The sequence below is a fragment of the Microbispora rosea genome, assembly GCF_900156315.1.
Classification (GTDB): Bacteria; Actinomycetota; Actinomycetes; order Streptosporangiales; family Streptosporangiaceae; genus Microbispora; species Microbispora rosea.
Genome location: NZ_FTNI01000015.1, coordinates 59,194 through 85,406 on the forward strand (window position 1 = coordinate 59,194; position 26,213 = coordinate 85,406).

A 26,213-nucleotide genomic window follows, 5' to 3' on the forward strand; every position below is an offset into this window, starting at 1 on the left:
GGGCGTACGGCTCAGCCGTGGGCGCGCATGGCGGCGAGCAGCCAGGAGAGAGCGGGCATGGCCGGCGGGGCGGGCTCACGCCCGTTGAGCACGGCGATCAGCTCCCAGTAGCGCTCCACCCGGGCGTCGGCGACGGTCTCAAGCCAGCGACGCAGCTCGTCGCGTTCAACGCCCGGCAGGCCGGGCTCGACGATCTGGTCGAGAATCGACCGGCCTTCCGCCGAGTCAGGTGCGATCGACTCGGCCCTCGCCCGGTCGGCGTGCCGCAGAGCCAGCGACCGGAGCTCAAGGCCGTAGCGCGACGCCACGGATGAGGCGCCGGCCAGGGCGATCCGCCGGAGCCGTTGCCGGAAGTCCTCGTCGGTGACCAGGTCGGTCAACTCGATCCAGGCGTCCACCTGGCCTGGTGCCGGGTCGTCCGGCAGCTCGCCGGGCAGCTCCCGCATCCACTCGGCGACCACCTCGGCGTCGTCATCCAGCGCGATCCCCGAGAACGTGTTCTCGACGAACTCGTCGATGACCTGCTGCCGCTGGGCGGCGGACAGATGGGCGAGCCTGTGCGTCATCGTCGTCTCCTCGGTTGTGCCGCCGCGCCTGGCGATCGTACGGAGCACGGCGCGGCGAAGCTTCAGAGCCTTGATCTCCGCGTCCAGCGCCTGGGCGTGCACCTCGGCCACCTCGGCCACCGTGGCTTGCCGCGCCAGGATCCTCCGGACGGCCTCCAGCCCGATGCCGAGTTCGCGCAGGGCCCGGACCAGGTCGAACCGGGCCACGGCGGCGGCGTCGTAGAGGCGGTACCCACCGGCCGAGCGGTCGGTGGGCGTGATGAGGCCGCTGTCGGACCAGAAGCGGATGGTGTGCACCGAAAGACCGGTACGCCGAGCGATCTGGCCCACGGTGTACAGCTCTGTTCCGTCAGTCACACGACGAGCCTGCACCTTCGAGCTACTCGAGACTCAAGCCCGCCTGCCTGCCTTGGGCAACCTCCGGCGTCCTTGGCAGGCGGTCAGGGGCGAACGAACTCGATGATCGCGCGGGTGAACTCCTGAGGCTGCTCGAGATGGCCCATGTGCCCGCTGTTCTCGAGCACGGTCAGGCGGGAGCCCGTGATGCCCTCATGGGCCACGCGTGCCCAGCGCGTGCCGCCGAAGAAGTCGTGCACGCCGGAGATGATCAGTGTGGGCACATCGAGGGAACGAAGCTGGTCCCGCACGTCGAACGGTGCGGGCTCCTCGCCGTGCATCGGGTCGATCCACGCGTTCAGGGCGGCGCGCAACGGCGCCAGGTCCTGCTCGTGCGCCCAGTAGTCGGCGAAGTACGCCGGCAGGATCTCCCGCAGGGACGTGGTGTACGCCTCGTCGTCCTGGGCCGCCAGCGCTCGCTGGAACGCGTCCGGGATCTCGCGGGCCGCGGGCCGGTGCGGGAGGCGCTGCGGAAACCTGCCGATGTTCGCCATCGCGTCGGCCCAGAACTCCTCTCCTGTGACCGGCGAGGTGGAGTAGAGGATCGCTCCGGCGACGCGATCGGGGTGATCGAGCGCGTAGCGCTGGACGACGAATCCGCCGTGCGAATGGCCGAGCAGGAAGACGGTGGGTGCGCCCAGATGCTCGACCACGCCATGGACGAACCGGGCGTAGGTGTCGATCCGGTAGTCGCTGCGGTCGTCGAGGCGGCCGGAGGACCCGGTGCCGATCGGCTCCAGATAGACCATGGTCAGGTGCTCTTCCAGGGCCGGCATCCGCAGGTACTCCCAGGCGATGCCGGGACCTCCCGAATGCACCAGGCACACCGGACCGGTGCCCGCGATGTGGAAGACCTGCCGCGTGCCCTCGATGCTGACTTCATGCCTTCCCCGCGCGAGGGAACGGGAGGTGGTGGAACTCATGCGTCATCCCTTTGTGTGTCGGCCGACGACCGATCGGTGGATTCGGACGGGGGCGTTTCGCCGACTCGGGGGTCGTCAGGCGAGATCGGGACTCCTCGGAGGGGCTCCCCGTCGTGGGGCGTGCAGCCGCCTTTAGATTACACTCATGATCTTAGAAGGGTGTGCGTGTGACGGGGTTTCGTGATGCACCTCACGTTGGTCTGGGTGATTCCCTGGCCGGGCTGGCGAGTCTGCGGTCGCGCTCCCCGGATCTCCGGACCTGGACGGTGCGCATAGATTACGCTTGTAATCTGGTTGTCGCGTGGGTGCGCCGCCCCGGCCGCCTGGCATCAAGCTTCCGGCACGTTCTCGTGATCGATCGAAGCGACGAGGGATCGAAGATGAGCCGAGTATCACAGGCTGAGGCACGGGCCAATCGACAGCGTGTGGTGGAATCCGCCTCGCGGCTCTTTCGCGAGAATGGGGTGCGCCATGTGAGCGTCGCCGACGTCATGCAGTCGGTCGGCATGACGCAGGGCGGCTTCTACAAGCAGTTCGCCTCCAAGGCGGCGCTCGTCGACGAGGCGACGGCCGAGGCCTTTTCCGGCATGCTGCGGCATCTGGCGGCCTTGGACGGCGACCACGCGGGTCACGATGCCGCGTGGCCGGCGCTGATCGACTCCTACCTGTCACCCGAGGCGCGTGACGACCCCGGCAACGGATGCCCGGCAGCCGGGTTCGCCGGCGATTTCGCCCGCGATCCCGAGTGGCGCGACACCTACGCCGCCGGAATTCGCGACATGGCCGGCTGGATAGCGCCCGGGGACACCGGGCTGGCCGCCCTGTCCACCCTCGTGGGCGCTCTCCTGCTCGCGCGAGCGACGGCGGGCTCCCCTGTCTCCGAAGAGATCCTGCGAGCGGCGCGGAAGGCGGCGGCTCGGCTGACCGAGTGAACGCCCGCGGAGTGCGCGGCCCTCGTCGTGAGCTCGCCGCCCGCCCGCGGCAGGTCGGCTAGATCAGGTCCAGCACTCCGACTCTCTGGCCACCGCTTTCCTCGCCCGTGAGCTGGAACCCGAGCTTCAGGTAGAAGCCTTCGGGCCCGTCTTCCGCGGGCTCCCACGTGACGTACATCCGCGTGGCGCCGCGACGCTTGATTTCGGCGGCCACGGCCCTGACGGCGAATCGGCCGACCCCCTGTCCCTGGGCCTCGGCTGTCACATTGAGACGCCACAGGCCTGACCGGAAGTCGACCCCCTTGCCGTCCCAGTCGATGTCGATGAAGGCCATGAGGAATCCGACGGGACGATCGCCGTCGAGGATGAGGCGAGGCCAGGCCACCTGCCGCTGCACGTAGGCCTCGGCCAGGGACTTCGCCACCGGCGATACGAAGCGCTCCTGGCCGGGGCGGACTTTGACGGCGATGGCCGTCTCGACGTTGGCAGGAGTGATCGGCACCAGCCGTAGCGATTCATTCACGAAAAGACCATACGGGCGGTAACTGCCATGTCGGGGACATTTTCCGGCCGGCCCTCGCAGAGCCCGGCCGGCCTCGGATCGCGATTCAGCCCATGCTTCTGGCGCCGTCCAGGGACTCGCGGATGATGTCGGCGTGGCCGGCGTGCTGGGCGGTCTCGGAGACGATCTGCATCAGCACCCGGCGGGCCGACCACCGCGCGCCGGCCTCGAACCACGGGGCCTTCGGCAGCGGCTGGGTCGCGTCCAGGTCGGGCAGGGTGGCCACCAGCTCATCCGTACGGCGCGCCACCTCGGCGTAGGCGGCCAGCAGACCGGCGAGTGTCTCACCGGGCAGCATCCGGAACTGGTCGGCCCACCAGGCACGTTCGGCCTCGGTCATGGTCGTGGCGTCGCCCATCGCCGACGGACCGTTCAGGATGAAGTCCACCCAGTTGCGCTCGACCAGGGTGACGTGCTTGATCAGGCCGCCGAGGCAGAGCTCGCTGACCGTGGTGCGCTGCGCGGCCTGCTCGTCGGTCAGGTCGCGAGTGGTGAAGCGCAGGAAGTGCCGGTTCTTGGCCAGCGCCGCCAGCAGGTCGGCGCGCTCGCCGGTGACGGCCGGCGTGTCGGTGAGGCCGGGAGTGCCCAGCTCGTTGACGGTCACAGTTGTCTGCCTTCCGTTGGTCCGCCTTCGGTCGAGGACCACGCTAGGAGCCATAGCGGCCACTTTCTGACCTGAATCGGCGCGAGAATCGGGGACATGGCGAACACCAGCTCGCGGACGCTGCGGTTGCTCTCCCTGCTCCAGAACCACCGGTACTGGCAGGGCGGTGAACTGGCCGAACGGCTGGGAGTCTCCGTACGCACCCTGCGCAGGGACATCGACCGGCTGCGTGAGCTGGGCTATCCGGTCGAGGCGCAGCGCGGCGTCGACGGCGGTTACCAGCTCGCCGCGGGCGCCGCACTGCCGCCGCTGGTCATCGACGACGAGGAGGCCGTCGCGCTGGCCGTGGGACTGCAGACCGCCGTCCAGGGGGCGGTGGAGGGCATCGCCGAGTCGTCGGTGCGGGTGCTGGCCAAGGTGGTGCAGGTGATGCCCGCCCGGTTGCGGCGCCGGGTCGAGGCGCTGCGCACGATGACCGTGCCCGCCGGATGGGACGGCCAGGCCGGGACGAGCGTCGACCCGGGTGTGCTCACCGCGGTCGCGCTGGCCTGCCGCGACCGCGAACAGCTCCGCATGACCTACACCTCCGCGGACGGCAGGCGAACCGAGCGGCACGTCGAACCGCACCGGCTGGTCCGTCTCGGCCGCCGCTGGTATCTGGTCGCGTACGACCTCACCCGGCACGACTGGCGGAGTTTCCGGGTCGACCGGCTGGCCGAGCCCGAGAGCGCCGGCACCCGGTTCCGTCCCCGGGACCTGCCCGCCGCCGACGCCGCCGAGTTCGTCCGGGCCGCCATGGACAACCTGCCCCGTCCCTACCGGGTGGAGGCGCTCGTCGAGGCTCCGGCGGTCACCGTGCACCGACGGATCGGCCACTGGTGCACGGTCGAGGAGGTCGACGCCGGACGCTGCCGGATCCGGATGGTCACCCACTCCTTGCACTGGCCGGCCATGGCGCTGGGTATGGCCGGCGCGGAGTTCCGCGTCCTCGCGCCGCCCGAACTGCTCGACGAGGTCCACGAGTGGGGAGCCCGGTTCCAACGGGCCTGACACCCGGCCGGACGGCGTTCTACCAGTCGCGTACGGCGTCCACGCCGGCCGCGAGCATGTCCGCCACCGATTCGAGTCGTACGCCGAGAGCCGCTTCCGCGTCGCTCACCATGACGTCGAGGGCGGCGAAGAGTTCCTCGCGTTCCACGGTCTCGATGAACTCCGTCCGGCGATCGAGCAGGTTGAAACCCTCACCGTACTCGCGGCCGATTTCGTACAGCCGGGCCGGCCGGTCCTCCTGAGAGCCGTCGGAAAGCGCCGCGATCAGTGCCAGCCGCGTCTTCTTGTACTGCGCCACGGCCTTTCTGAAGCAGGTCCTGCTGATCTGCTCGCGACCGTCCCAGTGGCGCAACGGGTTACCGCGGTTCTCCGCGATCCATTCGGGTCTGCGGGCGGCGGTGATGTCGGCGTAGGTGCCGTACGCGACCTGAGGGCGCCATCTCGATCGCATCGCCACGGCGTACTCGTGCGGGATGCTGCGCAGATACAACAACTCCAGCGTGGGAACGCGTTCGGGGAGCAGGGCATCGGCTGCGCTCATGCCGAAGAGATCGGTGATCCACAACTGTCGAAGCGACGCCAGCCGGTTGAGAGCGGACGCGTGGACGAGCAGGCCGAGGTCGCCGGAGAGGGAGAGCGTCCTCAGCTCGGGAAAGCGCTCGGCGAGCCGCTCGCAGTCGAGCGACTCGACCTCCGTGACGCGCAGGTGGCGGATGTCCAGGCGGGGCTCGGCCGGTTCGCTCGTCATCCGGTCGACGTCCGCGCCTGTGATGCTCAGCTGCCGCGGATCCGACCAGGGGATGCGCTCACCCCGGTCCCAGCGCCTCTGCAGGGCGAGCTGCTCGCCGAGCCGCCACCCGATCGAGTAACTCTGTGCGGGCTCGGTGCACAACAGCGGCAACGAGCCGATGACCCGGTAGCTGCGTGGCAGAACCCAGTCGTAGTTGCAATGAGACAGGCCGCCGAACCAGTTCGCGTGCGTCAGCATCAGAGGCGACACCTCGCCGAGGTCCGCCACGGAGGCGGGCTCCGGCCCCGACCAGTCCAGCTCGAGCACTCCCGCCGTCTGCCAGTCCGGATTGAGGCCGGTGATCTGGGCGGCCGTCCACGCGTCGAGAGACTCGGAGAACGCAGCCACGACGTCCCCGGGTGCGATCGGTCGTGGCGGTGAACTCGGCTTCCGGCCGGCCATGCCCGAAGGGTAGTAGGTGAGCGGATCACCCGCGCAGGCGGGTGATCCGCTCGCGCGGGGGTCAGCCGTCGGCCGGTTGGATGGGGAAGTTCGCGCGGAACACGTTGTCCGGGTCGTAGGCGCGCTTGACCTGCCGCAGCCGGGCGAGATTGGCCTCGCCGAACGCGTCGAGCAGCCGTTCGGGCCGGGTGTCGGTGTCGAAGGACAGGTAGAGGCCGTCGGTGTACGGCGCCACCTCGGCGTCCCACGCGGCGTTCAGGGCCGACTGGGTCATGCCCATGGCGGTGAGCGCGAAGTTCTGGTGGCGGTGCGGATACGCGGTCGCGTCGGGAGCCAGGTCGTGCGCGGCCCCGCCGGTGGCGCGTATCTGCAGGAAGTAGGCCAGCCCGGAGTGCGCCATCCGCTCGAAGGCGCGGCTCGCGTCGCCGTCGAGATGGGTGACCAGGCCGGAGCGCACGGCCGGGTTCCCGCCGCCGGTGTGGTGCCTTTCGGCCGGCTGCACCACGCCCGAATAGGGCAGCACGTATCCCTGGTGCCCCAGCAGCGGGCCGGCCTCGGCGAGCCGTTCGAGCTCGCTCACCGCGGCCTCGGTGTCCGTGCCCGCGTACACGGTCATGAGCTGGGCGACCGGGTCCTGGCCGCGGCGCGGTGGGGCGAGGATGAGGAAGCTCGTGAGCTCACGCGGGGCCTTCTCCACCGCGGCGCCCCAGCGCTCCAGAAGCCCCGCCGTGTCACGGGCGTCCAGGGTCATCTGGGAGAAGACGACGTCGCCGAGCTCCATCGCCTCGATCTCGACCCAGGTGACCACGCCGAGGTTGCCCCCGGCGCCGCGCAGACCCCAGAACAGGTCGGGGTTCTCCTCGTGCGAGGCGTGCAGCACCCGCCCGTCGGCGGTCACGACCTCCGCGGCGACGACGTGGTCGATCGTCAGGCCGAACTTTCGCCCGAGCAGGCCGATGCCGCCCGTCGTCGCGAGGCCGCCCACGCCCACGCCGCCGAAGTCGCCCGAGCTGATCGCCCATCCGTGCGGCACCAGCGCCTCGGCGACCTGGCCCCAGGTCGCGCCCGCGCCCAGCCGCACCCGGCGGGTGGCCGGATCCACGACCTCGACGGCGTCGAGCGCGCCGACGTCGAGCACGATGCCGCCGTCGTTCGTGGAACGGCCGCTGATCCCGTGCCCGCCGGAGCGTACGCCCAGCGGGACGTCCTGGGACCGGGCGTACGCGAGCCCCTCGACGACCTGGCCCACCGTCCGGGGACGCAGCACCAGGCCGGGGGATCCGGCGCGCAGGTAGTTGTGCCGCACGGACTCGTAGGCGCGGTCGCCGGGCTCGACGGCCTCGGCCGCGAGGCTCACCGGGACCTTGTCGTAGTCGATCCCGTCGCGGCGCAGCGCGATCGCGGCGGCGCCGCGTCGGGCGGTCGCGGGGACGGTGCCGGTGGCCGCCCGCTCGCGCGCCACCGCGTCCCGCACGGCGGGGGCGATCTCCTCGCCGTACATCTGGATGAGCCGCGGGTCGTCCGAGCCCAGGATGAACGTGCCGACGCCGTCCTCCAGCGCCAGAGCGGTCAGCTCCTCCACCCACTGCTCGACCGGTCCCTGGAGGAAGCCCTGGTGGGTTTCGGCGACCGCGCCGCTGATGTTCAGCAGGCGGCGCACCTGCGCCGGGTCGCGCCCGGCCTCCTCGGCGGCCTCGTCGATGATCGTGTTGCCGCGCCGCAGGTCGCCGTCCTTGAGGTAGGCGAGCGAGGGCAGCCAGCCGTCGGCCTCGCGTGCCACCAGGCGCAGCATCCGCGGCTTGTAGGCGCCGAGCCAGATGGGGATGTCGTGCGCGGGAGCCGGTCCGCGCTTGGCGCCCGCGACGCGGTGGTGCTCGCCGTCGACGCGGAGGATGCGGCGCTCGCGTACGTTCCAGATGCCGCGGATGATCTCGATGGCCTCCTCCAGCGCGGTCACGGACTCGGCCGGCGTCAGGCGGGTGCCGCCCATCGACTCGATGGCGTCCCAGAAGCCGCCCGCGCCGATGCCGAGGGCGAACCGGCCGCCGGAGAGCAGGTCGAGCGACGCCGCGGCGCGGGCCAGCACGGCCGGCGGGCGCAGCGGCAGGTTGAGCACGTTGCCCGAGACCGTTATCCGCTCGGTCCGCGCGGCCACCCAGGACAGCAACGTCCAGGTGTCCAGGAACCCCGGCTGGTACGGGTGGTCCTGGAATGTGACGAGATCCAGCCCGGCGGCCTCGGAGACCTGGGCGAGCCGGACCGGCCCCTGCGGGTCCTGGTTCTGGGGGGTGAGGAACGTGCCGAAGGCCAGTTCGTGGCCGTAGTCCGTCATGCCGGGCCTCTCAGAAAACTAATCTGTCGAACAGACTATATGTGGCACAACTTATCGAGTGGTCATCGTATTCCGGGCTAGAGTGGAGGGCGTGACCGCACGCGCACCCCACTCCACGACGACCTCATCGCAGGCTTCAACGCAGGGCTCGTCGCAGGGTTCGTCGCACGGTTCTGTGCTCGGGTGGTCCCTCACCGTGCTGCTGCGCGAGTGGAGCGCACGCGTCGAGGACGCGTCACGCGACCTGCCGCACGGCGTGCGCGGCTACCAGGTGCTCTCGGCGGTCGTGCACGAGACCCCGCCCACGCAGGCCGCGCTCGCCGCCCGGCTCGGCATCGACCGAACGGTCATGACCTACCTGCTCGACAAGTTCGAGGGATGCGGGCTGCTGGAGCGCAGGCAGGACCCGGCCGACCGGCGGGCGCGGCGCATCGTGCCGACCGACCACGGCCGGCGGGTCCTCGCCGAGGTGGACGCGCGGGTGGCGCAGGCCGAGGACGAGCTGCTCTCCACCCTTCCGTCCGAGGACCGGCGGGTCCTCCTGGCGCTGCTGGAGCACGCCGCCAGCGGGGCGGCTCCCGGCGAGGACCGCTGCGCGGCCGTCGCGAGATCGGCCGCGCTGACGCAGGAGGCGTGACCCCCGCCGGCGCCTGGAAGTCCGGGGGCCTCGGCTACGCGCTCGACGGCACGGGGGCATGCGGCCCGCGGTAGGGGAGCGTCTCGCTGTAGACGATGTTGGTGGTGGTGCTGCCGAATTGGGCGAGCTCGTCCATCACCTTCTCCAGGTGGGCCATGGAGGTCGCGGCGACCTTCAGCGTGTAGCAGTCGTCGCCGGTGGTGCGCAGGCACTCCAGGATCTCCGTACGCTCGCCGAGCAGCCGGTGCAGCGGCTCGTGCCGGCTGCCCGGATACTTCAGCCGCACCACGGCGAGCACGGCGTAACCGACCTTTCCCAGGTCGACGACCGCTCGATAGCCGCTGATGACGCCGGTCGCCTCCAGCCGCCGTACCCGTTCGGTCGTCGCGGAGGGGCTGAGGCTGACCCGCCGGGCCAGCTCGGTGAGCGGCACGCGGCCGTCGCGCTGCAGCTCGGCCAGGATGGACCAGTCGGTCACGTCAAGACTCTCGGCCATCGGCCGAATATACCGGGGAATCCACGGCGGAACCGCCGATAACCAGGGAGTTCGTTCTTCCGGACGAAGTGATCGCCTTAATACGCTGGTGCGGTGAAACTAGGCGTCAACGTCCCGAACTTCGGGCCGGGCACTCGCCCGGACGTGCTGCGCGGCTGGGCCGAGACGGTGGAGGGGCTCGGGTTCGACCTGCTCATGGTCTCCGATCACGTCGTGGTGACCCCCGACGTGGCCGAGCAGTATCCCGCGCCGTTCTACGAGCCCTTCACCACGCTGTCGTGGCTCGCCGGGATCACCACCAGGATCAGGCTGGGCACCACCGTGCTGATCCTGCCCTACCGGCACCCGCTGCTGACCGCCCGGATGGCGGCCAACCTCCACGATCTGAGCGGGGGACGGCTGGTCCTCGGCGTGGGCGTGGGCTGGGCCAGGCAGGAGTTCGAGGCGCTGGGCGTGCCGTACGAGCGGCGCGGCGCGCTGACCGACGAGCACCTGCGGACGATGCGCCTGGCGTGGCAGAACGAAAAGGACTACAGAACCGGGCAGGTTCCGATCTGGGTCGGCGGCGGCAGCGACGCCGCTCTGCGCAGGGCGGTGCTCCTCGGCGACGCGTGGCATCCGCTGCGCTTCACCCTTCCGTGGCTGGACGAGCGGATGGACCGGCTGGGCGCCGTCGCGGAGAGCCTGGGGCGTCCCGCACCCGTGCTCGCCCCGCGCATCCTGCTGCGGCTCACCGGCGCTCCGGTGACGGGCGAGGGACGCCGGGCCGGCGAGGGCACCATCGACCAGGTGATGGCCGACCTGGAACGGCTGCGCCTCCTGGGCGCCGAGACCGTCCTGCTCGACCCCTTCCAGGGGGACCCCGGCGAGACGAACCATCCGGAGACGGCGTGGCACATGCTCGAGACAGTGGCCGCCGCGTACACGAAGGAGCACCCATGACACCCGGCGACGAGAAGTTCCTCCGCAGGGCGATCGAGCTGGCCGCCGAGGCGCGAGCGGGCGGCAACCCGCCGTTCGGTTCGCTGCTGGTGGGCCCGGACGGCGACGTGCTCGCCGAGGAGCGCAACACCTCGCTCACGGAGGCCGACATCACCGCGCATCCCGAGCTGAAGCTCGCGCGCTGGGCCGCCCGCGAGCTCGACCCGGCCGACGCGGCCGGCACCACCATGTACACGAGCTGCCAGCCGTGCGGCATGTGCGCGGGCGCCATCGAGCGCTCCGGGCTCGGCCGTGTCGTCTTCGCGCTGTCCACCGATCAGCTCGGCGGGCTCAAGCCGCCGGCCGGCCCGTCGTCCTTCCGGCAGGAGGGGCCGGCGCTCTTCGACGAGGCGCGCGTGCCGGTCGAGGGGTACTACCTCTGACGCGCGCCGTCAGCCGGCGTCCGGGACATAGCTCAGGTTGAGCACGCCGGTCTTGAACGTCTCGGACTTCACCAGCTTCAGCTTGTGGGTCGGGGTGTCCTCGAACAGCCGCTGCCCCCGGCCGACGACGATCGGGTGGACGAGCAGGTTCAGCTCGTCGAGCAGCCCGTGGGCGAGGAGCCACCGCACGGTCGTCGCGCTGCCGGACATCTGGAGGTCGCCGCCCTCGATCCGCTCCTTGAGCTCGCGCACCCGGGCCGCGACGTCGCCGTTGACGACGGTGGTGTTGTTCCAGTCCGCCTTCTCCAGGCTGTTCGACAGCACATACTTCGGGGCGTTGTTGAAGGCCTCGGCGATCTCCGGGTCCTGGTCCGTCGTCGTCCAGTAGGCGGACCACTCCTCGTACAGCGTGCGGCCCATCAGCATCCCGGCCGAGTTCTGCATGCCCGCCTGGATCACGGCGCCCATCTCGTCGTTCCAGTAGGGGAAGTGCCACTGGTCGGGGGACTCGACGACGCCGTCCAGCGAGATGAAGAAGTTGGCGACGATCCTGGCCATGTGTTCCGCTCCTTTAGCCGTATGCCGTTGGCTGCAGAGGGAGACTATGCGGGAACGCCGGCGCGGGTCTTGTACAAAACCGACAGGGCCGTACGGCCGGTAAGACGGACCACCGGGGTCACGCCCGGCGGAGCCGCCAGAGCAGGTAGGCGGCGACGGACGACGAGTCGCTGACGGCGCCGTCGAGGATCATCTGCTCGAACTCGGTGTGGTGCACCCACCGCTGGCGCATGTCCTGCTCGGTGTGCTCGCGCTGGGGTTCGCCCTTGGTGAGGCCGGTGGCCACGTAGACATGCAGCCCCTGGTCGGTCATCCCGTGGGCGCTGTCCATGTGCCCCAGGTAGCGCAGCCGCTCGGCCCGGAGCCCGGTCTCCTCCACCAGTTCGCGCCGGGCCTCGTCCTCATGGTTGTCCGCCTCGGCGCCGCCCTGCGGGAAACTCCAGGAACGGCGGCCGATCGGGTATCGGTACTCCTCCACGATGTGGAAGCCGTCGTCCTCCTCCGGCACGATCAGCACGAAGTCGGGCCTGACCACGTATCCGTACAGGCCGGGAGAGCCGTCGGGGCGCTCGATCGCGTCCTCGCGGACCGTCATCCACGGGTTGCTGTAGACGATTCGGGAGGACACCTGCCGGATCACGGGCTGCGCTTCGGTCACATGGCCGGATACTACCCATGCTCCGGCCGCACGTCCGGGTACGCGAGAGGCGCGCGGGACACACGACCGGGCGGCGCGTGTCCGGCCGCGGCGGTCACTCCCCCGTGTTCTGGTCGGCGGTGCTCTGGTCGGCGGTGCTCTGGTCGGCGGTGCTCTGGTCGGCGGTGCTCTGGTCGGCGGCGGGCCGGTAGGCGAGGGACAGCACGCCCGTCGGGAAGGTCTCCGAGGACGCGAGCGTCATCGGGATCTCCAGGCCCTCCTCGAACAGCCGCTGACCCTTCCCCACGACGATCGGGTGGACGAGCAGCCGGAGCTCGTCGAGCAGGTTGTGCCGCATCAGCGAGCGCACGAGCTCGGTGCTGCCGCTGATGCCGATCGTCTTGCCCGGCCGCCGCTTGAGCTTGGTGATCTCCTCGGCGAAGTCGCCGGTGACGAGGGTGGAGTTCTGCCATTCGACCGTGTCGAGGGTCGAGGAGACGACGTACTTGGGGATGTTGTTGATGAAGTCGGCGAAAGGGTCGTCCGTGCCGGCCTTGCCGGGCCAGTAGGCGGCCCAGCTCTCGTACATGACCCGGCCCATCAGCATCGCGTCCGACTCGGACATCAGCGCGCCGACGGCGGCACCCATCTCCTCGCTGAAGTAGGGGAAGTGCCACTGGTCGGGCGCCTCGACGACGCCGTCGAGGGACATGAAGAAGCTGGCGACGATCTTGCGCATCTGGATCTCCTCGGTCTCGCGCTTGCGTGACCCAAGGATCGCAGCCGACTGGTTTCTCTGTCAAGACAACTATTTTTGTCGGAAGCCCCCCGGCGGTCGAGTGGTGGGCGGACGGGCAGGTCGCGCGGACGAGTGCCAGGAGGGTTATGCCCCTGCCGATATCCCCCCTGGCGAATCGTCCGGTTGCCGTGACCGGCGTCGAGCCGGATCGGGTCGGATGGAGCATCGGACGGCCCGGTATACGAGGCGTATAGCCGCTGGTGGGGACGTGTCCGCCGTCCGGTGAAAGGGCTCGACCGGCCGCGGATCGCCGCCCTGACTGGATCATTGACAATTCGGGCGGTGATCCTGGATTCTTCACTCCGGTGTCCGGACAGAGGCGGATCTGAGTGGAATTTCACGTCCTAGGGCCGCTCAGCGCTTCCCGCGATGGTCACCCGATCCCTGTCGGCGGCGCGCCGAAACTCCGGCTCACCCTGGCCGCGCTGCTGTCGAAGGCGGGCCAGCCGGTGTCGGTCGACTGGCTGATCGCCGCGGTCTGGGGCGACCGGCCGCCCGCGTCCGCGCGGCGCAACATCCACCTTTACGTCCACCAGTTGCGGCGGGCGTACGGCGCCCACGTCCTGCCCGGACGGCCTGGCGGCTACGCGATCATCCCCGACGCGCTCGACGCGGCGCGGTTCCGCGGCCTCGCCGCGCAAGGGAGCGCGGCCCTGGACCGGGGAGATCTCGAATCCGCCCGTGACCGGCTGCGCGCGGCGCTGAACCTCTGGCGGGGGCCGGCGTTCGCGGAGTTCGCCGACTGCGTGCTCGTCGCCGACGAGGCCAGGCGACTCGAGGAGGCGCGGCTCGTGGCGCACGAACGGCTGGCGGAGGCCGAGCTCGCCCTGGGCCGGCACGTCGAGGTGGCGGCGGAACTCACCGGCCTGGTCAGGGAGCATCCCTACCGGGAGAGCCTGCACGAGCAACTCATGCTGGCGCTGTATCGGTCCGGGCGCCAGACCGAGGCGCTGGAGGTCTTCCGCGGGACCCGCGACGTCCTGAACGCCCAGCTCGGCATCGAGCCCGGCCCCGTGCTCCAGCGGCTGCACGAGGCCATGCTCCGGGGCGACGAGCACCTCCTTCCCGCCCTGGCCCCGCCCCGGGAGGCGGATCGGCGGAAGACGGACGACTGCCCCTACCGGGGTCTGACGGCGTTCCAGCCGGAGGACGCGGACTGGTTCTTCGGCCGGTCCCTCCTGGTCGACCGGCTGCGCGAACTGGCCGGGCGGCTTCCCGTGGTCGGCGTGTTCGGCGCGTCGGGAAGCGGCAAGTCGTCCCTGCTGCGCGCCGGTCTGCTGGGGTCCGTCTCGGGCGAGGACCGTACGGCCGCGCCGTGGCGGGGCCTGCTCATGACGCCGGGGGAACACCCGCTGGACGCGCTGGCCGACGTGGTGGCGAAGGCCTCGGGCGGCGACCCGGTGGCGCTGCGCGACGACATGGCCCGCGACCCGGACGCACCTGCCGTCGCACTGGCGGCCGCGCTGGCCGTCGCGCTCGGCGGTGCAGTCGGAGGTGCGGTCGGCGGCGGGCCGGAGAACCGCCTGCTGCTGGTGGTGGACCAGTTCGAGGAGATCTTCACGCTGTGCGCCGACGACGGGGAACGCCGCCGGTTCGTCGACGCGCTCCTCGGCGTCGCACTCGGCGGCGCGTCCGGCACCGGCCGCCGCGTCATCCTCGTGCTGGGCGTCCGCGCCGACTTCCTCGCCCACCTGACCCAGCATCCCGCCCTGGTCGAGGCGCTCGGCGGCGAGGCCCAGATGCTCGTCGGGCCGATGTCGTCGCCGGACCTTCAGGAGATCGTCGTACGGCCCGCGGCCCGGGCGGGGCTCACCGTGGACCCCGACCTGCTGGCCACGGTGCTGGCCGACGCCGCCGAGGAGCCGGGCAGCCTGCCGCTGGTCTCGCACGCGCTGCTGGAGACCTGGCGGAACGCGACCGGCGCGAGGCTCACGCTGCCGGCCTACCAGGCGGCCGGCGGCGTACGCGGCGCGATCGCGCAGAGCGCGGAACGGGTCTTCGGCGAGTTCGCCGCGGCGGAGCGGCAGGCCGCCCGCAGGATCTTCCTGCGGCTGACCGCGCTGGGAGACGGCACGGAGGACACCAGGCGGCCCATCTCCCGTACGGAGCTCGCCGGCGTGGCCGACCCCGGCGTGACCGCCCGCGTGCTCGACCGGCTCGCCGCCGCACGGCTCGTCGTCCTCGCGGAGGAGACGGTCGACGTGGCGCACGAGGCCCTGATCAGGGCGTGGCCGCGGCTCCACCGCTGGCTCACCGACGACCGCGAGAACCTGCTCGTCCACCGGCGGCTCACCGGCGCCGCCCAGACGTGGCGGGAGCTGGACCGCGACCCGGGCGCCCTGTATCGAGGCGCCCAGCTTCTCGTGGCCGGGACCTGGGCGGAGGACCACCCGCAGGAGCTCAACGACGTCGAAAGCGCCTTCCTGCGGGCCAGCCGCGCGCTGGAGGACGGCGAGCGCACCGCGGCGCGGCGCCGCACCCGGCTGCTGCAACGCCTGCTGGCCGGGATGGCCGCGCTCTTCCTGCTCGCCCTGTTCGGCGGCGGCGTCGCCGTACGGCAGGGCAGGGAGGCGGGCCACCAGCAGCTGGTCGCCCTGTCACGGCAGCAGTCCCTGCAGGCCCGATCGCTGCTCGCCACCGATCCCGACCTCGCCGGCCTGCTGGCGATCGCGGCGTACCGGCTCGACCCGGAACCCGAGACGCGGGGCGCCCTGCTGAGCGTGTCGGCCGCGGCGCGCCGCCGCATCGAGCTCAACGTGGAAGGACCCGCGGTCTTCGGGCTGGCGTTCAGCCCCGACGGGTCGCGGCTGGCCGCGGCCGGCACCGACGGAGCCGTCGCCCTCTGGGACCTGCGCACCCGCACCCGCGTCGCCGCCTTCCCCGGGCCCCTGGCCAGGACGGGACCGGGGGAGATCCACGCCAGGGCGGCGGCGTTCAGCCGCGACGGCAGGCTGCTCTCCTCCGTGGTGAGGGACGCCGCGCTCGAATCGAGCAGGGGCGTGGTCGTCGTGTGGGACGTGGCCTCCCGCCGGCCCGTGTTCCAGCGGCAGCGGGAGCGGCTCACCGACGCGATGGCGCTCAGCCCGGACGGGACGAGGATCGCCGTCGGGGTGGGCAAGGGCGCGGTCGAGCTGTGGGACCTGCGCGACGGGAGCATGCGCACGCTGAAGGGACACCGGGAGGAGGTCGTGGCGCTCGCCTTCAGCCCCGACCAGGCGTTCCTGGTGTCGACCACGGGCGGGACCGAGAAACCCCTCGTGTGGGACGCCGCCTCCGGCGCGAAGGTCGCGGCGCTCGACGCCGTGAACGTCCACAGGCTGGGCTTCGATCCCGCCGGCGGAATCCTCGCCACGGGATCGTCGCACTACGGCGTGCGGTTCTGGCGGATCGCCCACGACCACGTGACGCGGCTGCCGGGGCTGCCCAAGCGGTCGCCGTACACCTGGGACATGTCGGCCCCGGCCGCCGGCCGGATCGCGGTCGCCGACGAGGACGGCCTCATCACCGTCTGGGACGTGGCGCGACGGCAGCCGGTCGAGACCTACCAGGACAGGAGCCGCACGGAGACGCTGTCCCTCGCCCTGAGCGCCGACGGCTCGACGCTCGCCTCGGCCGGGCTGGGCCGGACCGTCGTGGTCCGGGAGCACGCCGTTCCTCCGTTCAGCGGACACAGTCAGGCCGTGAACGACATCGAGATCAGCCCGGACGGCCGGCTCGTGGCCTCGGCGAGCAGCGACAGGACCGCCCGGCTGTGGGACGTGACCGGGAATCCGGTCGCCACGTTCGGCGACCACCCCGATCACGTCAGGGCCGTCGCCTTCAGCCCGGACGGCCGCCGCCTCGCGACCGTCACCCGCAGCCACACGCTCACCCTCTGGGACGTCGGCAGCGGACGCAGGCTCGGCACGGCGGCGTACCGGGGGCTCGGCGCGTCCACCGACGTCGGCTTCGATCCGCGCGGGCGCTTCCTCGTCGCCACCGCGCTCGGCCGGTTCCGCTGGGACGTGAGCGATCCGGGCAGGCCGGTCGAGGTGCCGTTCGCGGGTGGATATCTCGTCTCGGCGCTGGCGTTCAGCCCCCGCGATCCGCTGCTCGCCACCACCGGTCCCGCCGGTGACCTGGTCGTCTGGGACCTCGCCCGCGACAGGGAGGTGCGCGCCCTCAGGACCGGGCAGGGCTCGGTGCTCGACGTCGCCTTCAGCCCGGACGGCGGGTCGATCGCCACGGCCGGCGCCGACCGCACCGTGAAGCTCTGGGACACGCTGACCTGGACGTCGTACGCCACGCTCACCGGCCACACCGCCCCGGTCCAGGCCCTCGCCTTCAGCCGGGACGGGCGGTCGCTCGCGTCCGCGGGGGACGACCGCACGATCATGGTCTGGGACCTCCGAACCGGAACGCCGGCGGCCACGCTGACCGGGCACACCGCGCCGATCCGGGGCCTGGCCTTCACCGCCGGCGGAGACCTGATCTCGGGCGGGGAGGACGGCCGGATCATCCGGTGGGAGCTGCGGCCCGGCCCGCTCGCAGGGAAGCTCTGCGAGGCGATCGGCCGCGACCTCACCCGCGCGGAGTGGGCCGCCCACTTCCCCACCGTGGACTACCGGTCCACCTGCTGAAGGCCGCCCGCCGCGGCCCTGGACCGGCTCCGCTCGCGTTTGTGAGACTGCCGGGCATGACAAGCCGGCCTTCCACCGCCGATCTCCGCCGCAGGCTCGCGCATGTCCGCTGGATAGCCGGCGGCGCCGGAGCCGGCAAGAGCACCGTCACCCGGGCACTGGCCGAACGGCACGACGTGCTCGTCTACGACGGCGACCGAGCCGAGCTCGGCTACGTCCACAGGTGCGACCCGCAGCGACAGCCCTATCTGTGGGCGTTGCTGCGAACACCCCGGGAGGACAGATGGGCGAGCCGCACCGCCGAGGAGATCTTCCACGCCATGCCCAGCCTGCACGGCGAGACTTTCGGCTTCGTCCTCGACGACCTGCTCGCCCTGCCCGCCGACCGTCCCGTCCTCGTCGACGACTTCCGTACGCTGCCGAGGGAGGTCGCGCCGCTGCTCACCCGACCGGAACACGCCGTCTTCCTCCTGCCTGCGCCCGACTTTCGGGCCCGTGCGCTCGGCGCCCGGTTCGCCGATCCCGCCCGGGCGCGCGCCAACTGGGGAGGCGGTGACCACGGCGTCGCGCTGGCCAGGCGCCTGGCCCGCGACCGGCTCTGGGACGAGGAGGTGCGACGCCAGGCCGGCGGACTCGGGCTGCCGGTGGTGCCTGTCGACGGCTCCCGAAGCGTCGCGGACCTGGCCGCGGACCTGGCCGCGATGTTCCGGCTCGATCAGATCACGTAGGTCCGGGTGACGGCGACGAGTTCGCCGTCCTCGCGGGTCGAGGCGACCAGTTCCGGAGGCCTCGGCACGAAGCCCGGCACGGCCGCGAAACCGTCCGTCTCCGCGATCGCGGTGAGTCGCGCCGTCCGCGTGCCCGGGATTTTGAGAGTGATCCGGGCGCCCCGGGACGGGATGCCGCGGAAGCGGATCTCACCCGGCCAGGTGCGGGCGCGGGTGCCGGTCACGGCGGCCGTGACCGCTCGCATCCCGTCGACGGCGGCCGTTACCGAGGTGATCGGGTGGTCGAGCCGCAGCGTCAGCGAGCGGGCGCCACGACCCGCGGCCACCCGCAGCGTGACGGTGTCCGCGGCGCGTGAGAGCACGCTCACCCGAGGACCGTCGGCGTCGATCGCCTGGGCCGGACCCGTCCACAGCTCCCCCCGGGCGTAGCCGGGCGGCAGCGCTGTCACGTCGCGGCCCGTCACGTAGCGCCGGGTCCAGGCAGGCGGATCGACGTCCCCGCTGACCCAGTTGGCGGTGCGCGTGTCCGCGTCCAGTACGTACGCCAGATGGGTCCGCTGGGGGGCCGCGGCGCCGGGCCTGTTCACGTTGAGGCCGAGACCGGTCAGGGCGAGCACGAGCACCGCGCCGATCGACGGCACGGAGACGGCGACGTGGCGGCCCGGCCGGCTCCCCGGCCGTGGCAGCGCCGGTTCGGCGATCGGCAGCAGGGTGAGGCAGAAGAGGGCGAACACCAGTGCCGCGGCCCCGCCGAGCGCGAGGCCCATCCCGTCGAAGACGTTGCCGGCCAGGGCGGGCAGCAGCGCCGCGCCTGCGACCGCCCCGAGGGTCACCGCGACGACCCGCCCCAGCCGCGCTCCCGGTGGACCGGGAAGCAGCACGGCCACGATCCCGCCGATCGCGCAGGACAACGCCGGCAGCGTGAACAGGAAGGACGCCCCTGGCGCGACCTGGGCGCAGAGCACTCCCAGCCCGGCCGGCCAGGCCAGCGCGCCGACGGCCGCCCCCACGGGCCCGATCGCGCGGCGCGCCCACAGATACCAGATCAGGACCGCGAGCATCGCCATGACCACGACGGCGGCCCGGTAGGGCAGCGGACGATGCAGAAGACCTCCCATGGCGTCGTAGGCGGGCCGCCACGCCGCCAGCACGGTCCACAGCCCCTGCGCGAGGGCCGCCGCCGCGACGAGCGGCACGATCGCGGACGCGGCGCCGGCGACGACCCGGGGGACGCTGGTGATCCCCCGGCGCCGCGCGAGCAGCGTCAGCACGGCGAGCGCCACGACGGCGGCCGCCGCGAGCGGCCAGACCAGCGACGCGGGGTAGGTGACCAGGACTCCGAAGATCCGGAAGTACGTCGCGTCGTGATCCGAGGGGAGCGTGGCCAGGTCGGCCCCGCCGAAGGCGCGGGCCAGCGCGAGCATCGTGGAGCCGTGGTGCTGCAGGCTCCCGTGGTCGAGGTTCGCGATCGAGTCCCCCGCGGTGTGGTATTTCGCGGAGTCCTCGATGTACGCGAAGTTCACACCGGCGAAGCCCGCCCTGGTCAGGGGAGTGAAGTCGGTGTTGTTCTGCAGGAGCCGATACAGCTCCGCCATCGAGGAGTCGCCACGGGGACGCGGCGCCGCGTCCGCGTACGCGGCGACCAGGCCCGCGTTGTTCCTCGACGTCTCGAACATCAGTGAGGGGCCGCTGACGCCGCGGGCCTCGAAGTTGAGCAGCACCCCGCCCGCACGCGCCAGGGGGTGCTCCCGGACGAACGCCTCGGCGCCGAGCACGCCGTCCTCCTCGCCGTCGCTGATCAGCAGGACCAGGTCGTTGCGGAGGGCGGCGCCGGTCCGCAGCGCGCGTACGGTCTCCAGCATGGCGGCGACGGCCGCGCCGTCGTCCGACGCGCCGGGCCCCATGGCCGCGGAGTCGTAGTGGGCGGCCAGCAGGACGGTGCCCGTCGGGTTCGTGCCGGGCAGCGTGGCCACGATGTCGTCCACCATGCCGAACGTCGCCAGCCCGGTGGACGACCACGTTCCGAAGGCCCGGTGGACCTGGACCTTCAGGCCGTCCGCCCGCAGCCTGGCGGTCAGGTAGTCACGTGCGCGGTCACCGGCCGGGCTGCCGATGGGACGTGGTTCGGCCGCGAACTTCCGCAGGTGGGACAGCGCCCGCTCGGCACTGAACTCCCCGGCGGGGGCCGACGCGGGGAGCGGCTGCATGGTGCTTCCCGACATCGCGGTCAGCATGATCACCGCTGCCAGGACGCCCAGGGCCGCGACCGCAGAGATCACCCGGCGCGGCACGTCGATCAACGCTTCTGTCATGGAGGGGAACGTTAGGTTCGGTCGCCCGGCGTCCGGAATGATGCGCGTTTCCGTTCTCTCCTGCGGTTTTCCGCAGGTGGCCGTGGTGCCGGTGGCGTCCGACTCCGCAAGAAATTGACCTATTGCACGAAGAAGTCGGACGCGGTAACCATTACGGCAAGCGGCCCACCGGACGGAAACGGCCCGGGCCGCCCCGTGCCTCCTGGCGTCCCCGGTGCTACCGGAAGGACGGCGCGGCCAGCGAACGCTGCCCAGCATGAGGAGTGCACGTGCCGTTCTCTCGCCGTACGTTCATCACGTCCGTGGTCTCCGGATCCGCCCTCGCCGCGGTGTCATCCAGTCAGCTGGTGTCCGCGCTGACCGCCGCCGCGAGCGCGGCGAGCGGCCCCGGCGACGTGGTGGGCAAGATCACCGTGGGCTACCAGGGCTGGTTCGCCTGCCCCGGCGACGGAGCCCCCATCAACGGCTGGTGGCACTGGAGCCAGAACTGGTCCCAGGCGCCCTCTCCCGGTAACACCGCCATCGTGGCCTGGCCCGACATGCGGGAGTTCACCCACGCCTACCCGACCGCGTACGGCAACCTCGGCAACGGGCAGCCCGCGACGCTGTTCTCCTCCTACGACCAGCAGACCGTGGACACCCACTTCCGCTGGATGCGGGACAACGAGATCGACACGGCCGCCCTGCAGCGCTTCAACCCGAACGGCGGCGAGGGCGCCACACGCGACGCGATGGCCGTCAAGGTGCGCAGCGCCGCCGAGGCGAACGGCCGCAAGTTCTACGTCATGTACGACGTGTCCGGCTGGACGAACTTCCACCCGGAGATCAAGAGCGACTGGACGACCAAGATGTCGGCCCTGACGGCCTCCTCGGCGTACGCGCGCCAGAACGGCAAGCCGGTCGTGGGCATCTGGGGCTTCGGGTTCAACGAGGACAAGCACCCGTCCGACCCGGCGGCCTGCCTCGACGTGGTCAACTGGTTCAAGGCCCAGGGCTGTTACGTGATGGGCGGCGTGCCCACCTACTGGCGTACGGGCGTGGAGGACTGCCGGCCGGGGTTCATCGACGTCTTCAACGCCCTGAACATGCTCTCGCCGTGGATGGTCGGCCGGATCGGCAACGCGGCCGACTCCGACCGGTTCTACGCCAACCTCAACGTCCCCGACCAGGTGTACTGCGACGCCCACGGCATCGACTACCAGCCGTGCGTGCTGCCGGGGGACGTGAAGTCGCGGCAGCGCGCGCACGGCGACTTCATGTGGCGGCAGTTCTACAACATGGTCCGCGCCGGGGCCCAGGGCGTCTACATCTCGATGTTCGACGAGTTCAACGAGGGCAACCAGATCGCCAAGACCGCGGAGAACGCCTCGATGATCCCGGTCAGCTCCGGCCTCCTCGGGCTGGACGAGGACGGCACGGTCTGCTCGTCGGACTACTACCTGCGGCTCACCCGCGACGGCGGCCGGATGCTCAAGGGCCAGATCGCGCTCACCCCCGTACGCCCCACGCCGCCCGTCGTGAACGGCGGAGGCGACGCCGACCTGGCGCGGGGGAAGGCGACGTCGGAGAGCGGGCACACGCAGAGCTACGGCAGCGGCAACGCGGTGGACGGGGACGCGAGCACCTATTGGGAGAGTCCGAACAACGCGTTCCCGCAGTGGGTGCAGGTGGACCTGGGTGCGGCGGCGACGGTCGGGCGGGTGGTGCTGAAGCTGCCGCCGTCCGCGGCCTGGGAGAGGCGTACGCAGACGTTGTCGGTGCAGGCGAGCACGAACGGGTCGTCGTTCAGCACGGTGGCCGGGCCTGGCGGTTACACGTTCGACCCGGCGTCGGGCAACGCGGTGACGGTCAACCTGTCGCCGGTCTCGGCCCGCTACGTGCGGATCACCGTGACCGGCAACACCGGCTGGCCCGCCGCCCAGATCGGCGAGCTGGAGGTCTACTCCGGGTAGCGGGTGAGGACGGCGGCGCGGGCCGGTGAGGCGCTCAACCCCCGCGCCGCACGTCCACAACGCCCGTCGGCCGGGGCCGGGCCGGCGAGGCCCTACCGCGCGGAGGTCACCAGCGGCTCCGGCGACGTCAGCGCAGCGTCTCCCCCTCCGGCAGGGCCAGCGCGGGCAGCTCCGCCCGGGTGGGCAGCCCCTCCCAGTCCCCGGCGCAGGCCACGCTGGCGGCCCCCAGCAGGGTCGCCCGTTCGAGCCGGCCGTACGCGTCGAGCCCGTCGAGCCGCCCGGACAGATACCCGGCGGTGAACGCGTCGCCCGCGCCGACGACGTCCACCACGGGCACCCGTCGAGCCGGGACGTCGAACGAGGTCCGCGCGTCGTGATAGCTCGCGCCCGCCGCGCCGCGCTTGACGACGACCTCCTCGACACCGGCGTCGAGCAGGGCCGCCACGCGGTCGCGCTCGCCGTCGCCGTCCGCCACGAGGGCGAGCTCGTCGTCGGACGCGACCAGCACCGTGACGTACGGCAGCAGCGGGCGCAGCGCCCGGACGGCCTCCTCCCCGGACCACAGCAGGGAACGGTGGTTGACGTCGAGGCTCACCCAGGCGCCGGACCGGTGCGCCTGCCGGGCGGCGGCGGCGACCGCCTCCAGCGGCGCGGGTCCCAGCGCCGGCGTGATGCCGGTGAGGTGCAGGCCCGCCTGACCTGCGTCGACGGCGGGCCGCACCTCGTCCCACGACAGCGTCGAGGCGGCCGAGTCCCTGCGGTAGTAGTGCACCCGGGCCCGGCCCCCGGCGGCCACGTCCCGGAGCAGCAGGCCGGTCGGGGCGTCCGTGCGCCGCACGACGTGGTCGGTCAGGACGCCCTCGGCCCGCAGCGTGCGCAGCACCAGCTCGCCGGGCTCGTCGTTCCCGAGGGCGCCGGTCCAGCGGGCCGTGTGCCCGAGGCGGGACAGGGCGATCGCGACGTTGGCCTCCGCGCCGGCGGTGGACACCCGCGAGTCGCCGCCGAGGCGCAGCGGTCCGGCGCAGCGGACCGTGACCATCGCCTCGCCGATCGTCAGAACGTCCGCCCTCATGGAGCGCCCACCAGGTCGAGTGCGGTCCTGATCCGGCGGCGCAGGCCGTCCAGGTCGCCGCCGCGCGGGGCGTCGCCGAGCAGCGGCGAGCCGAGGCCGACCGCGACGGCGCCGGCCTCCAGATAGTCGCGCACGGTGTCGAGTCCGACCCCGCCGACCGGCACGAACGGCACGGCCGGGAACGGGTCGCGCAGCGCGCGCAGATAGGAGACCCCGCCCGCGGAGGCGGGGAAGAGCTTGACGGCGGCGGCGCCCCGCGCGGTCGCGGCGATGACCTCGGTGGGGGTCATCGCCCCGGCGAGCACGGGCAGTCCGAGGCGCAGCGCCTCGTCCACTCCCTCGCCGAGACCGGGGGTGACGGCGAACGTCGCGCCCGCGTCCCGGGCCGCGACGGCGTCCCGCGCCGTCAGCACGGTCCCCGCGCCCAGGTGCACGCCCGCGCCCAGGGCGGAGGCCGCCTTCCGGATGACCGACAGCGCGTCGGCGCCGCTGAGCGAGACCTCCATCAGGGTCACGCCCTCCTCGGCGAGGACCTCGACGCTGCGCAGCGCCGCCGCCGGGTCGTCGCCGCGGACGATGGCCAGGAGCCGCCTGGCTCTGAGGAGATCGAGCAGATCGTGTGGTTGCACGCCGGTCACCATTCTGCGAAGGAGCGGTCGGGATAGCGCCAGATCGGAGAGCGCCAGGTGTGGCCCTGCTTGTCGGCCTCACGCACCGCGGCCTCGTCGACCATGATGCCCAGGCCCGGCCCGGTCGGCCGGGAGAGCCGGCCGTCGCTGAACGCGAAGACGGACGGGTCGACAAGGTAGTCCAGCAATTCGTTGCCGTCGTTGTAGTGGATGCCGATGCTCTGTTCCTGGATCAGGAAGTTGGGCGTCGCGAACGCCACCTGGAGGCTGGAGGCCAGGGAGATCGGCCCCAGCGGGCAGTGCGGAGCGAGCAGGGCGCCGAACACCTCGGCCTGGGCGGCGATGCGGCGGACCTCCGAGATGCCGCCGGCGTGGGACAGGTCCGGCTGCGCCACGGCGACGCCCGCCTGGAAGGCGGGCAGGAAGTCCCAGCGGGAGTAGAGCCGCTCGCCCAGGGCGATGGGGATGTTCGACGCCTCCACGAGGCTGCGCATCTGGGGCATCGACTCCGGCACGACCGGTTCCTCGACGAACAGCGGCGTGAGCGGTTCGAGCAGCGGCAGCAGCCGCCGGGCGTTCGGATAGGACACCCGGCCGTGGAAGTCGACCGCGACGTCCCGGCCCGGGCCGAGCGCCTCGCGGACCGCCGCGACGCGCTCGATGACCTCGTCGATCTCGCCCGGGCCCGCGATGGGGGACATGCGGCCGCTGGCGTTCATCTTCACCGCGGTGAAGCCCGCCTCCGCCTGGCGCCGGGCCTCCTCCTCGATTTCGCCGGGCTCGTCGCCGCCGATCCAGGCGTACGCCCGGACGTGGTCGCGTACGGGACCGCCGAGCAGTTCGTGGACGGGGACGCCGCGTGCCTTGCCGGCGATGTCCCACAGGGCCTGGTCGAGGCCGGCGACGGCGCTGGCGAGCACGGGCCCGCCGCGGTAGAAACCGCCCTTGGTCATGACCTGCCAGTGGTCCTCGATGCGCAGCGGGTCGGCGCCGACGAGCATCTCGGCGATCTCGCCGACCGCCGCCCTGACCGAGTGGGCCCGCCCCTCGACGACCGGCTCGCCCCAGCCCACGTGTCCCTCGTCGGTCTCGACCCGGCAGAACAGCCACCGGGGCGGGACCAGGAACGTTTCGATGCGCGTGATCTTCACCGGTCTCCCTGGAGGCGGGCCGCGCGGTCGACGTCGGCCATGGACTTGTCGAGCAGCGCGAGCGCGCGGGTTCTGGCGGCCTCGCCGTCCCCCGCCCGGATGGCGTCGAGCAGGGCCAGGTGGCTCGGCACCGGGTCGTCGGCGGTGACGACGTCGTGGACGATGCGGTCCCGTTCCGCAAGCACGGACTCGATGACGACCTCCATGCGGACCAGGAGCTCGTTGCCCGTCGCGGCCAGGACGGCGCGGTGGAAACGCAGGTCGGCGGAGGCCGCCTCGGCCGGGGTCCTGGCCGCGGTCATGTCCTCCAGGGCCGCCTCGAGTTCGGCGAGGTCGGCGTCGGTGCGCCGGCCGGCGGCGAGCGCGGCGGCGGCCGGTTCGAACATCTGCCGCACCTCGGCGAGCTGCCCGAGCATCTCGCTGCCCCGGCTCTCGAACTCCCAGCTGATGACGTCGGGATCGAGCAGGTTCCACTCGCTGCGGGGGCGCACCACCGTGCCCCGCTTCTGCCGCGAGTCGACCAGGCCCTTGCCCGCCAGTACCTTCAGCGCTTCGCGCACCACGGTGCGGGACACCTGCAGCTCGGCCTCCAGCTCGACCAGGTCGATGCGCCCGTTCTCGGCGAACTGCCCGGTGACGAGGCGGCGGCCGATGGTCTCGACGACCTGGCCGTGGATGCCACGCCCTTTGTAGGTGCTCATG

At 72.1% G+C, this 26,213-nt stretch carries 23 protein-coding genes; 8 read left to right on the forward strand and 15 right to left on the reverse strand.

Going from position 1 to position 26,213, the window contains the following annotated elements:
* Positions 1 to 11: 11 nt before the first annotated feature.
* Positions 12 to 923, reverse strand: a complete 912-nt coding sequence (locus tag BXA11_RS21270; protein WP_076437101.1) for a helix-turn-helix domain-containing protein — start codon at positions 921 to 923, stop codon at positions 12 to 14.
* An 83-nt stretch (positions 924 to 1,006) separates the two neighbouring features.
* Complete coding sequence (locus BXA11_RS21275; RefSeq protein WP_076437103.1) at positions 1,007 to 1,885, reverse strand: alpha/beta fold hydrolase; 879 nt, start codon at positions 1,883 to 1,885, stop codon at positions 1,007 to 1,009.
* 380 nt (positions 1,886 to 2,265) lie between these two features.
* Between BXA11_RS21275 and BXA11_RS21280 the strand changes: the two genes are divergently transcribed.
* The gene (locus BXA11_RS21280; RefSeq protein ID WP_076437105.1) at positions 2,266 to 2,817 is read left to right on the forward strand and encodes a TetR/AcrR family transcriptional regulator; all 552 of its coding nucleotides are present in this window, start codon (positions 2,266 to 2,268) and stop codon (positions 2,815 to 2,817) included.
* Between the two features lie 58 nt (positions 2,818 to 2,875).
* On the opposite strand, the gene BXA11_RS21285 is transcribed toward BXA11_RS21280, so the two are convergent.
* Complete coding sequence (locus tag BXA11_RS21285) at positions 2,876 to 3,340, reverse strand: GNAT family N-acetyltransferase (protein WP_076437107.1); 465 nt, start codon at positions 3,338 to 3,340, stop codon at positions 2,876 to 2,878.
* 85 nt (positions 3,341 to 3,425) lie between these two features.
* Complete coding sequence (locus BXA11_RS21290) at positions 3,426 to 3,983, reverse strand: DinB family protein (protein ID WP_076437109.1); 558 nt, start codon at positions 3,981 to 3,983, stop codon at positions 3,426 to 3,428.
* A 96-nt stretch (positions 3,984 to 4,079) separates the two neighbouring features.
* Between BXA11_RS21290 and BXA11_RS21295 the strand changes: the two genes are divergently transcribed.
* Positions 4,080 to 5,033, forward strand: a complete 954-nt coding sequence (locus BXA11_RS21295) for a helix-turn-helix transcriptional regulator (RefSeq protein WP_076437111.1) — start codon at positions 4,080 to 4,082, stop codon at positions 5,031 to 5,033.
* Positions 5,034 to 5,052: 19 nt separating this feature from the next.
* On the opposite strand, the gene BXA11_RS21300 is transcribed toward BXA11_RS21295, so the two are convergent.
* Positions 5,053 to 6,171, reverse strand: a complete 1,119-nt coding sequence (locus BXA11_RS21300) for a hypothetical protein (protein ID WP_204053759.1) — start codon at positions 6,169 to 6,171, stop codon at positions 5,053 to 5,055.
* 115 nt (positions 6,172 to 6,286) lie between these two features.
* Positions 6,287 to 8,557: an LLM class flavin-dependent oxidoreductase gene (locus BXA11_RS21305; RefSeq protein ID WP_076437115.1), complete on the reverse strand. Its 2,271-nt coding sequence runs from the start codon at positions 8,555 to 8,557 to the stop codon at positions 6,287 to 6,289.
* Between the two features lie 91 nt (positions 8,558 to 8,648).
* Between BXA11_RS21305 and BXA11_RS21310 the strand changes: the two genes are divergently transcribed.
* Positions 8,649 to 9,194 carry a MarR family winged helix-turn-helix transcriptional regulator gene (locus BXA11_RS21310; protein WP_083744466.1) on the forward strand — a complete coding sequence of 182 codons (546 nt, stop codon included), beginning with the start codon at positions 8,649 to 8,651 and terminating at the stop codon, positions 9,192 to 9,194.
* Between the two features lie 34 nt (positions 9,195 to 9,228).
* Here the strand turns inward: BXA11_RS21310 and BXA11_RS21315 are convergent, their stop codons facing one another.
* Complete coding sequence (locus tag BXA11_RS21315) at positions 9,229 to 9,690, reverse strand: Lrp/AsnC family transcriptional regulator (RefSeq protein ID WP_076437118.1); 462 nt, start codon at positions 9,688 to 9,690, stop codon at positions 9,229 to 9,231.
* A 93-nt stretch (positions 9,691 to 9,783) separates the two neighbouring features.
* Between BXA11_RS21315 and BXA11_RS21320 the strand changes: the two genes are divergently transcribed.
* Positions 9,784 to 10,632, forward strand: a complete 849-nt coding sequence (locus BXA11_RS21320) for an LLM class flavin-dependent oxidoreductase (RefSeq protein ID WP_076437120.1) — start codon at positions 9,784 to 9,786, stop codon at positions 10,630 to 10,632.
* Positions 10,629 to 11,054 (forward strand): nucleoside deaminase, encoded by a 426-nt coding sequence (locus BXA11_RS21325; RefSeq protein WP_076437121.1) that lies wholly within the window; start codon positions 10,629 to 10,631, stop codon positions 11,052 to 11,054. Before BXA11_RS21320 ends, BXA11_RS21325 begins: the two co-directional genes overlap by 4 nt.
* Positions 11,055 to 11,063: 9 nt before the next feature.
* On the opposite strand, the gene BXA11_RS21330 is transcribed toward BXA11_RS21325, so the two are convergent.
* The 3 genes from BXA11_RS21330 to BXA11_RS21340 all read right to left on the reverse strand — a co-directional run bounded on the left by BXA11_RS21330 (position 11,064) and on the right by BXA11_RS21340 (position 12,988).
* Positions 11,064 to 11,612, reverse strand: coding sequence for a dihydrofolate reductase family protein (locus tag BXA11_RS21330; protein ID WP_030512140.1), 549 nt, complete (start codon positions 11,610 to 11,612; stop codon positions 11,064 to 11,066).
* A gap of 118 nt (positions 11,613 to 11,730) precedes the next feature.
* Positions 11,731 to 12,270, reverse strand: a complete 540-nt coding sequence (locus tag BXA11_RS21335) for an NUDIX domain-containing protein (RefSeq protein ID WP_030512139.1) — start codon at positions 12,268 to 12,270, stop codon at positions 11,731 to 11,733.
* A gap of 94 nt (positions 12,271 to 12,364) precedes the next feature.
* Positions 12,365 to 12,988, reverse strand: a complete 624-nt coding sequence (locus BXA11_RS21340) for a dihydrofolate reductase family protein (RefSeq protein WP_076437123.1) — start codon at positions 12,986 to 12,988, stop codon at positions 12,365 to 12,367.
* A gap of 389 nt (positions 12,989 to 13,377) precedes the next feature.
* On the opposite strand from BXA11_RS21340, the gene BXA11_RS21345 reads away from it, so the two are divergent.
* Together BXA11_RS21345 and BXA11_RS21350 are read left to right on the forward strand one after the other, a co-directional pair.
* A complete protein-coding gene (locus tag BXA11_RS21345; RefSeq protein ID WP_076437125.1) occupies positions 13,378 to 17,667 on the forward strand; it encodes an nSTAND1 domain-containing NTPase in 4,290 nt (1,429 codons plus the stop codon).
* Between the two features lie 56 nt (positions 17,668 to 17,723).
* Positions 17,724 to 18,395, forward strand: a complete 672-nt coding sequence (locus tag BXA11_RS21350) for a hypothetical protein (protein WP_076437126.1) — start codon at positions 17,724 to 17,726, stop codon at positions 18,393 to 18,395.
* On the opposite strand, the gene BXA11_RS21355 is transcribed toward BXA11_RS21350, so the two are convergent.
* Positions 18,383 to 20,707: a M28 family peptidase gene (locus BXA11_RS21355; RefSeq protein WP_076437128.1), complete on the reverse strand. Its 2,325-nt coding sequence runs from the start codon at positions 20,705 to 20,707 to the stop codon at positions 18,383 to 18,385. The genes BXA11_RS21350 and BXA11_RS21355 overlap by 13 nt on opposite strands.
* A 269-nt stretch (positions 20,708 to 20,976) precedes the next feature.
* Here BXA11_RS21355 and BXA11_RS44695 point away from each other — a divergent pair, with 269 nt between their 5' ends.
* Complete coding sequence (locus BXA11_RS44695; protein ID WP_076437346.1) at positions 20,977 to 22,659, forward strand: glycoside hydrolase family 99 protein; 1,683 nt, start codon at positions 20,977 to 20,979, stop codon at positions 22,657 to 22,659.
* Between the two features lie 127 nt (positions 22,660 to 22,786).
* Here BXA11_RS44695 and BXA11_RS21365 read toward each other — a convergent pair whose 3' ends face one another.
* From BXA11_RS21365 to BXA11_RS21380, 4 genes are read right to left on the reverse strand one after another with little or no spacing between them, the layout of a single operon-like run.
* Entirely contained in the window at positions 22,787 to 23,731 is a 945-nt protein-coding gene (locus BXA11_RS21365; protein ID WP_076437130.1) for a sugar kinase, read from the reverse strand.
* Complete coding sequence (locus BXA11_RS21370; protein ID WP_204053758.1) at positions 23,728 to 24,360, reverse strand: bifunctional 4-hydroxy-2-oxoglutarate aldolase/2-dehydro-3-deoxy-phosphogluconate aldolase; 633 nt, start codon at positions 24,358 to 24,360, stop codon at positions 23,728 to 23,730. The genes BXA11_RS21365 and BXA11_RS21370 overlap by 4 nt, the downstream gene beginning before the upstream one ends.
* Before the next feature lie 5 nt (positions 24,361 to 24,365).
* Positions 24,366 to 25,511, reverse strand: a complete 1,146-nt coding sequence (gene dgoD, locus BXA11_RS21375) for a galactonate dehydratase (RefSeq protein WP_076437133.1) — start codon at positions 25,509 to 25,511, stop codon at positions 24,366 to 24,368.
* Entirely contained in the window at positions 25,508 to 26,212 is a 705-nt protein-coding gene (locus BXA11_RS21380) for a FadR/GntR family transcriptional regulator (protein WP_030512130.1), read from the reverse strand. Before BXA11_RS21380 ends, dgoD begins: the two co-directional genes overlap by 4 nt.
* Position 26,213 lies beyond the last annotated feature (1 nt).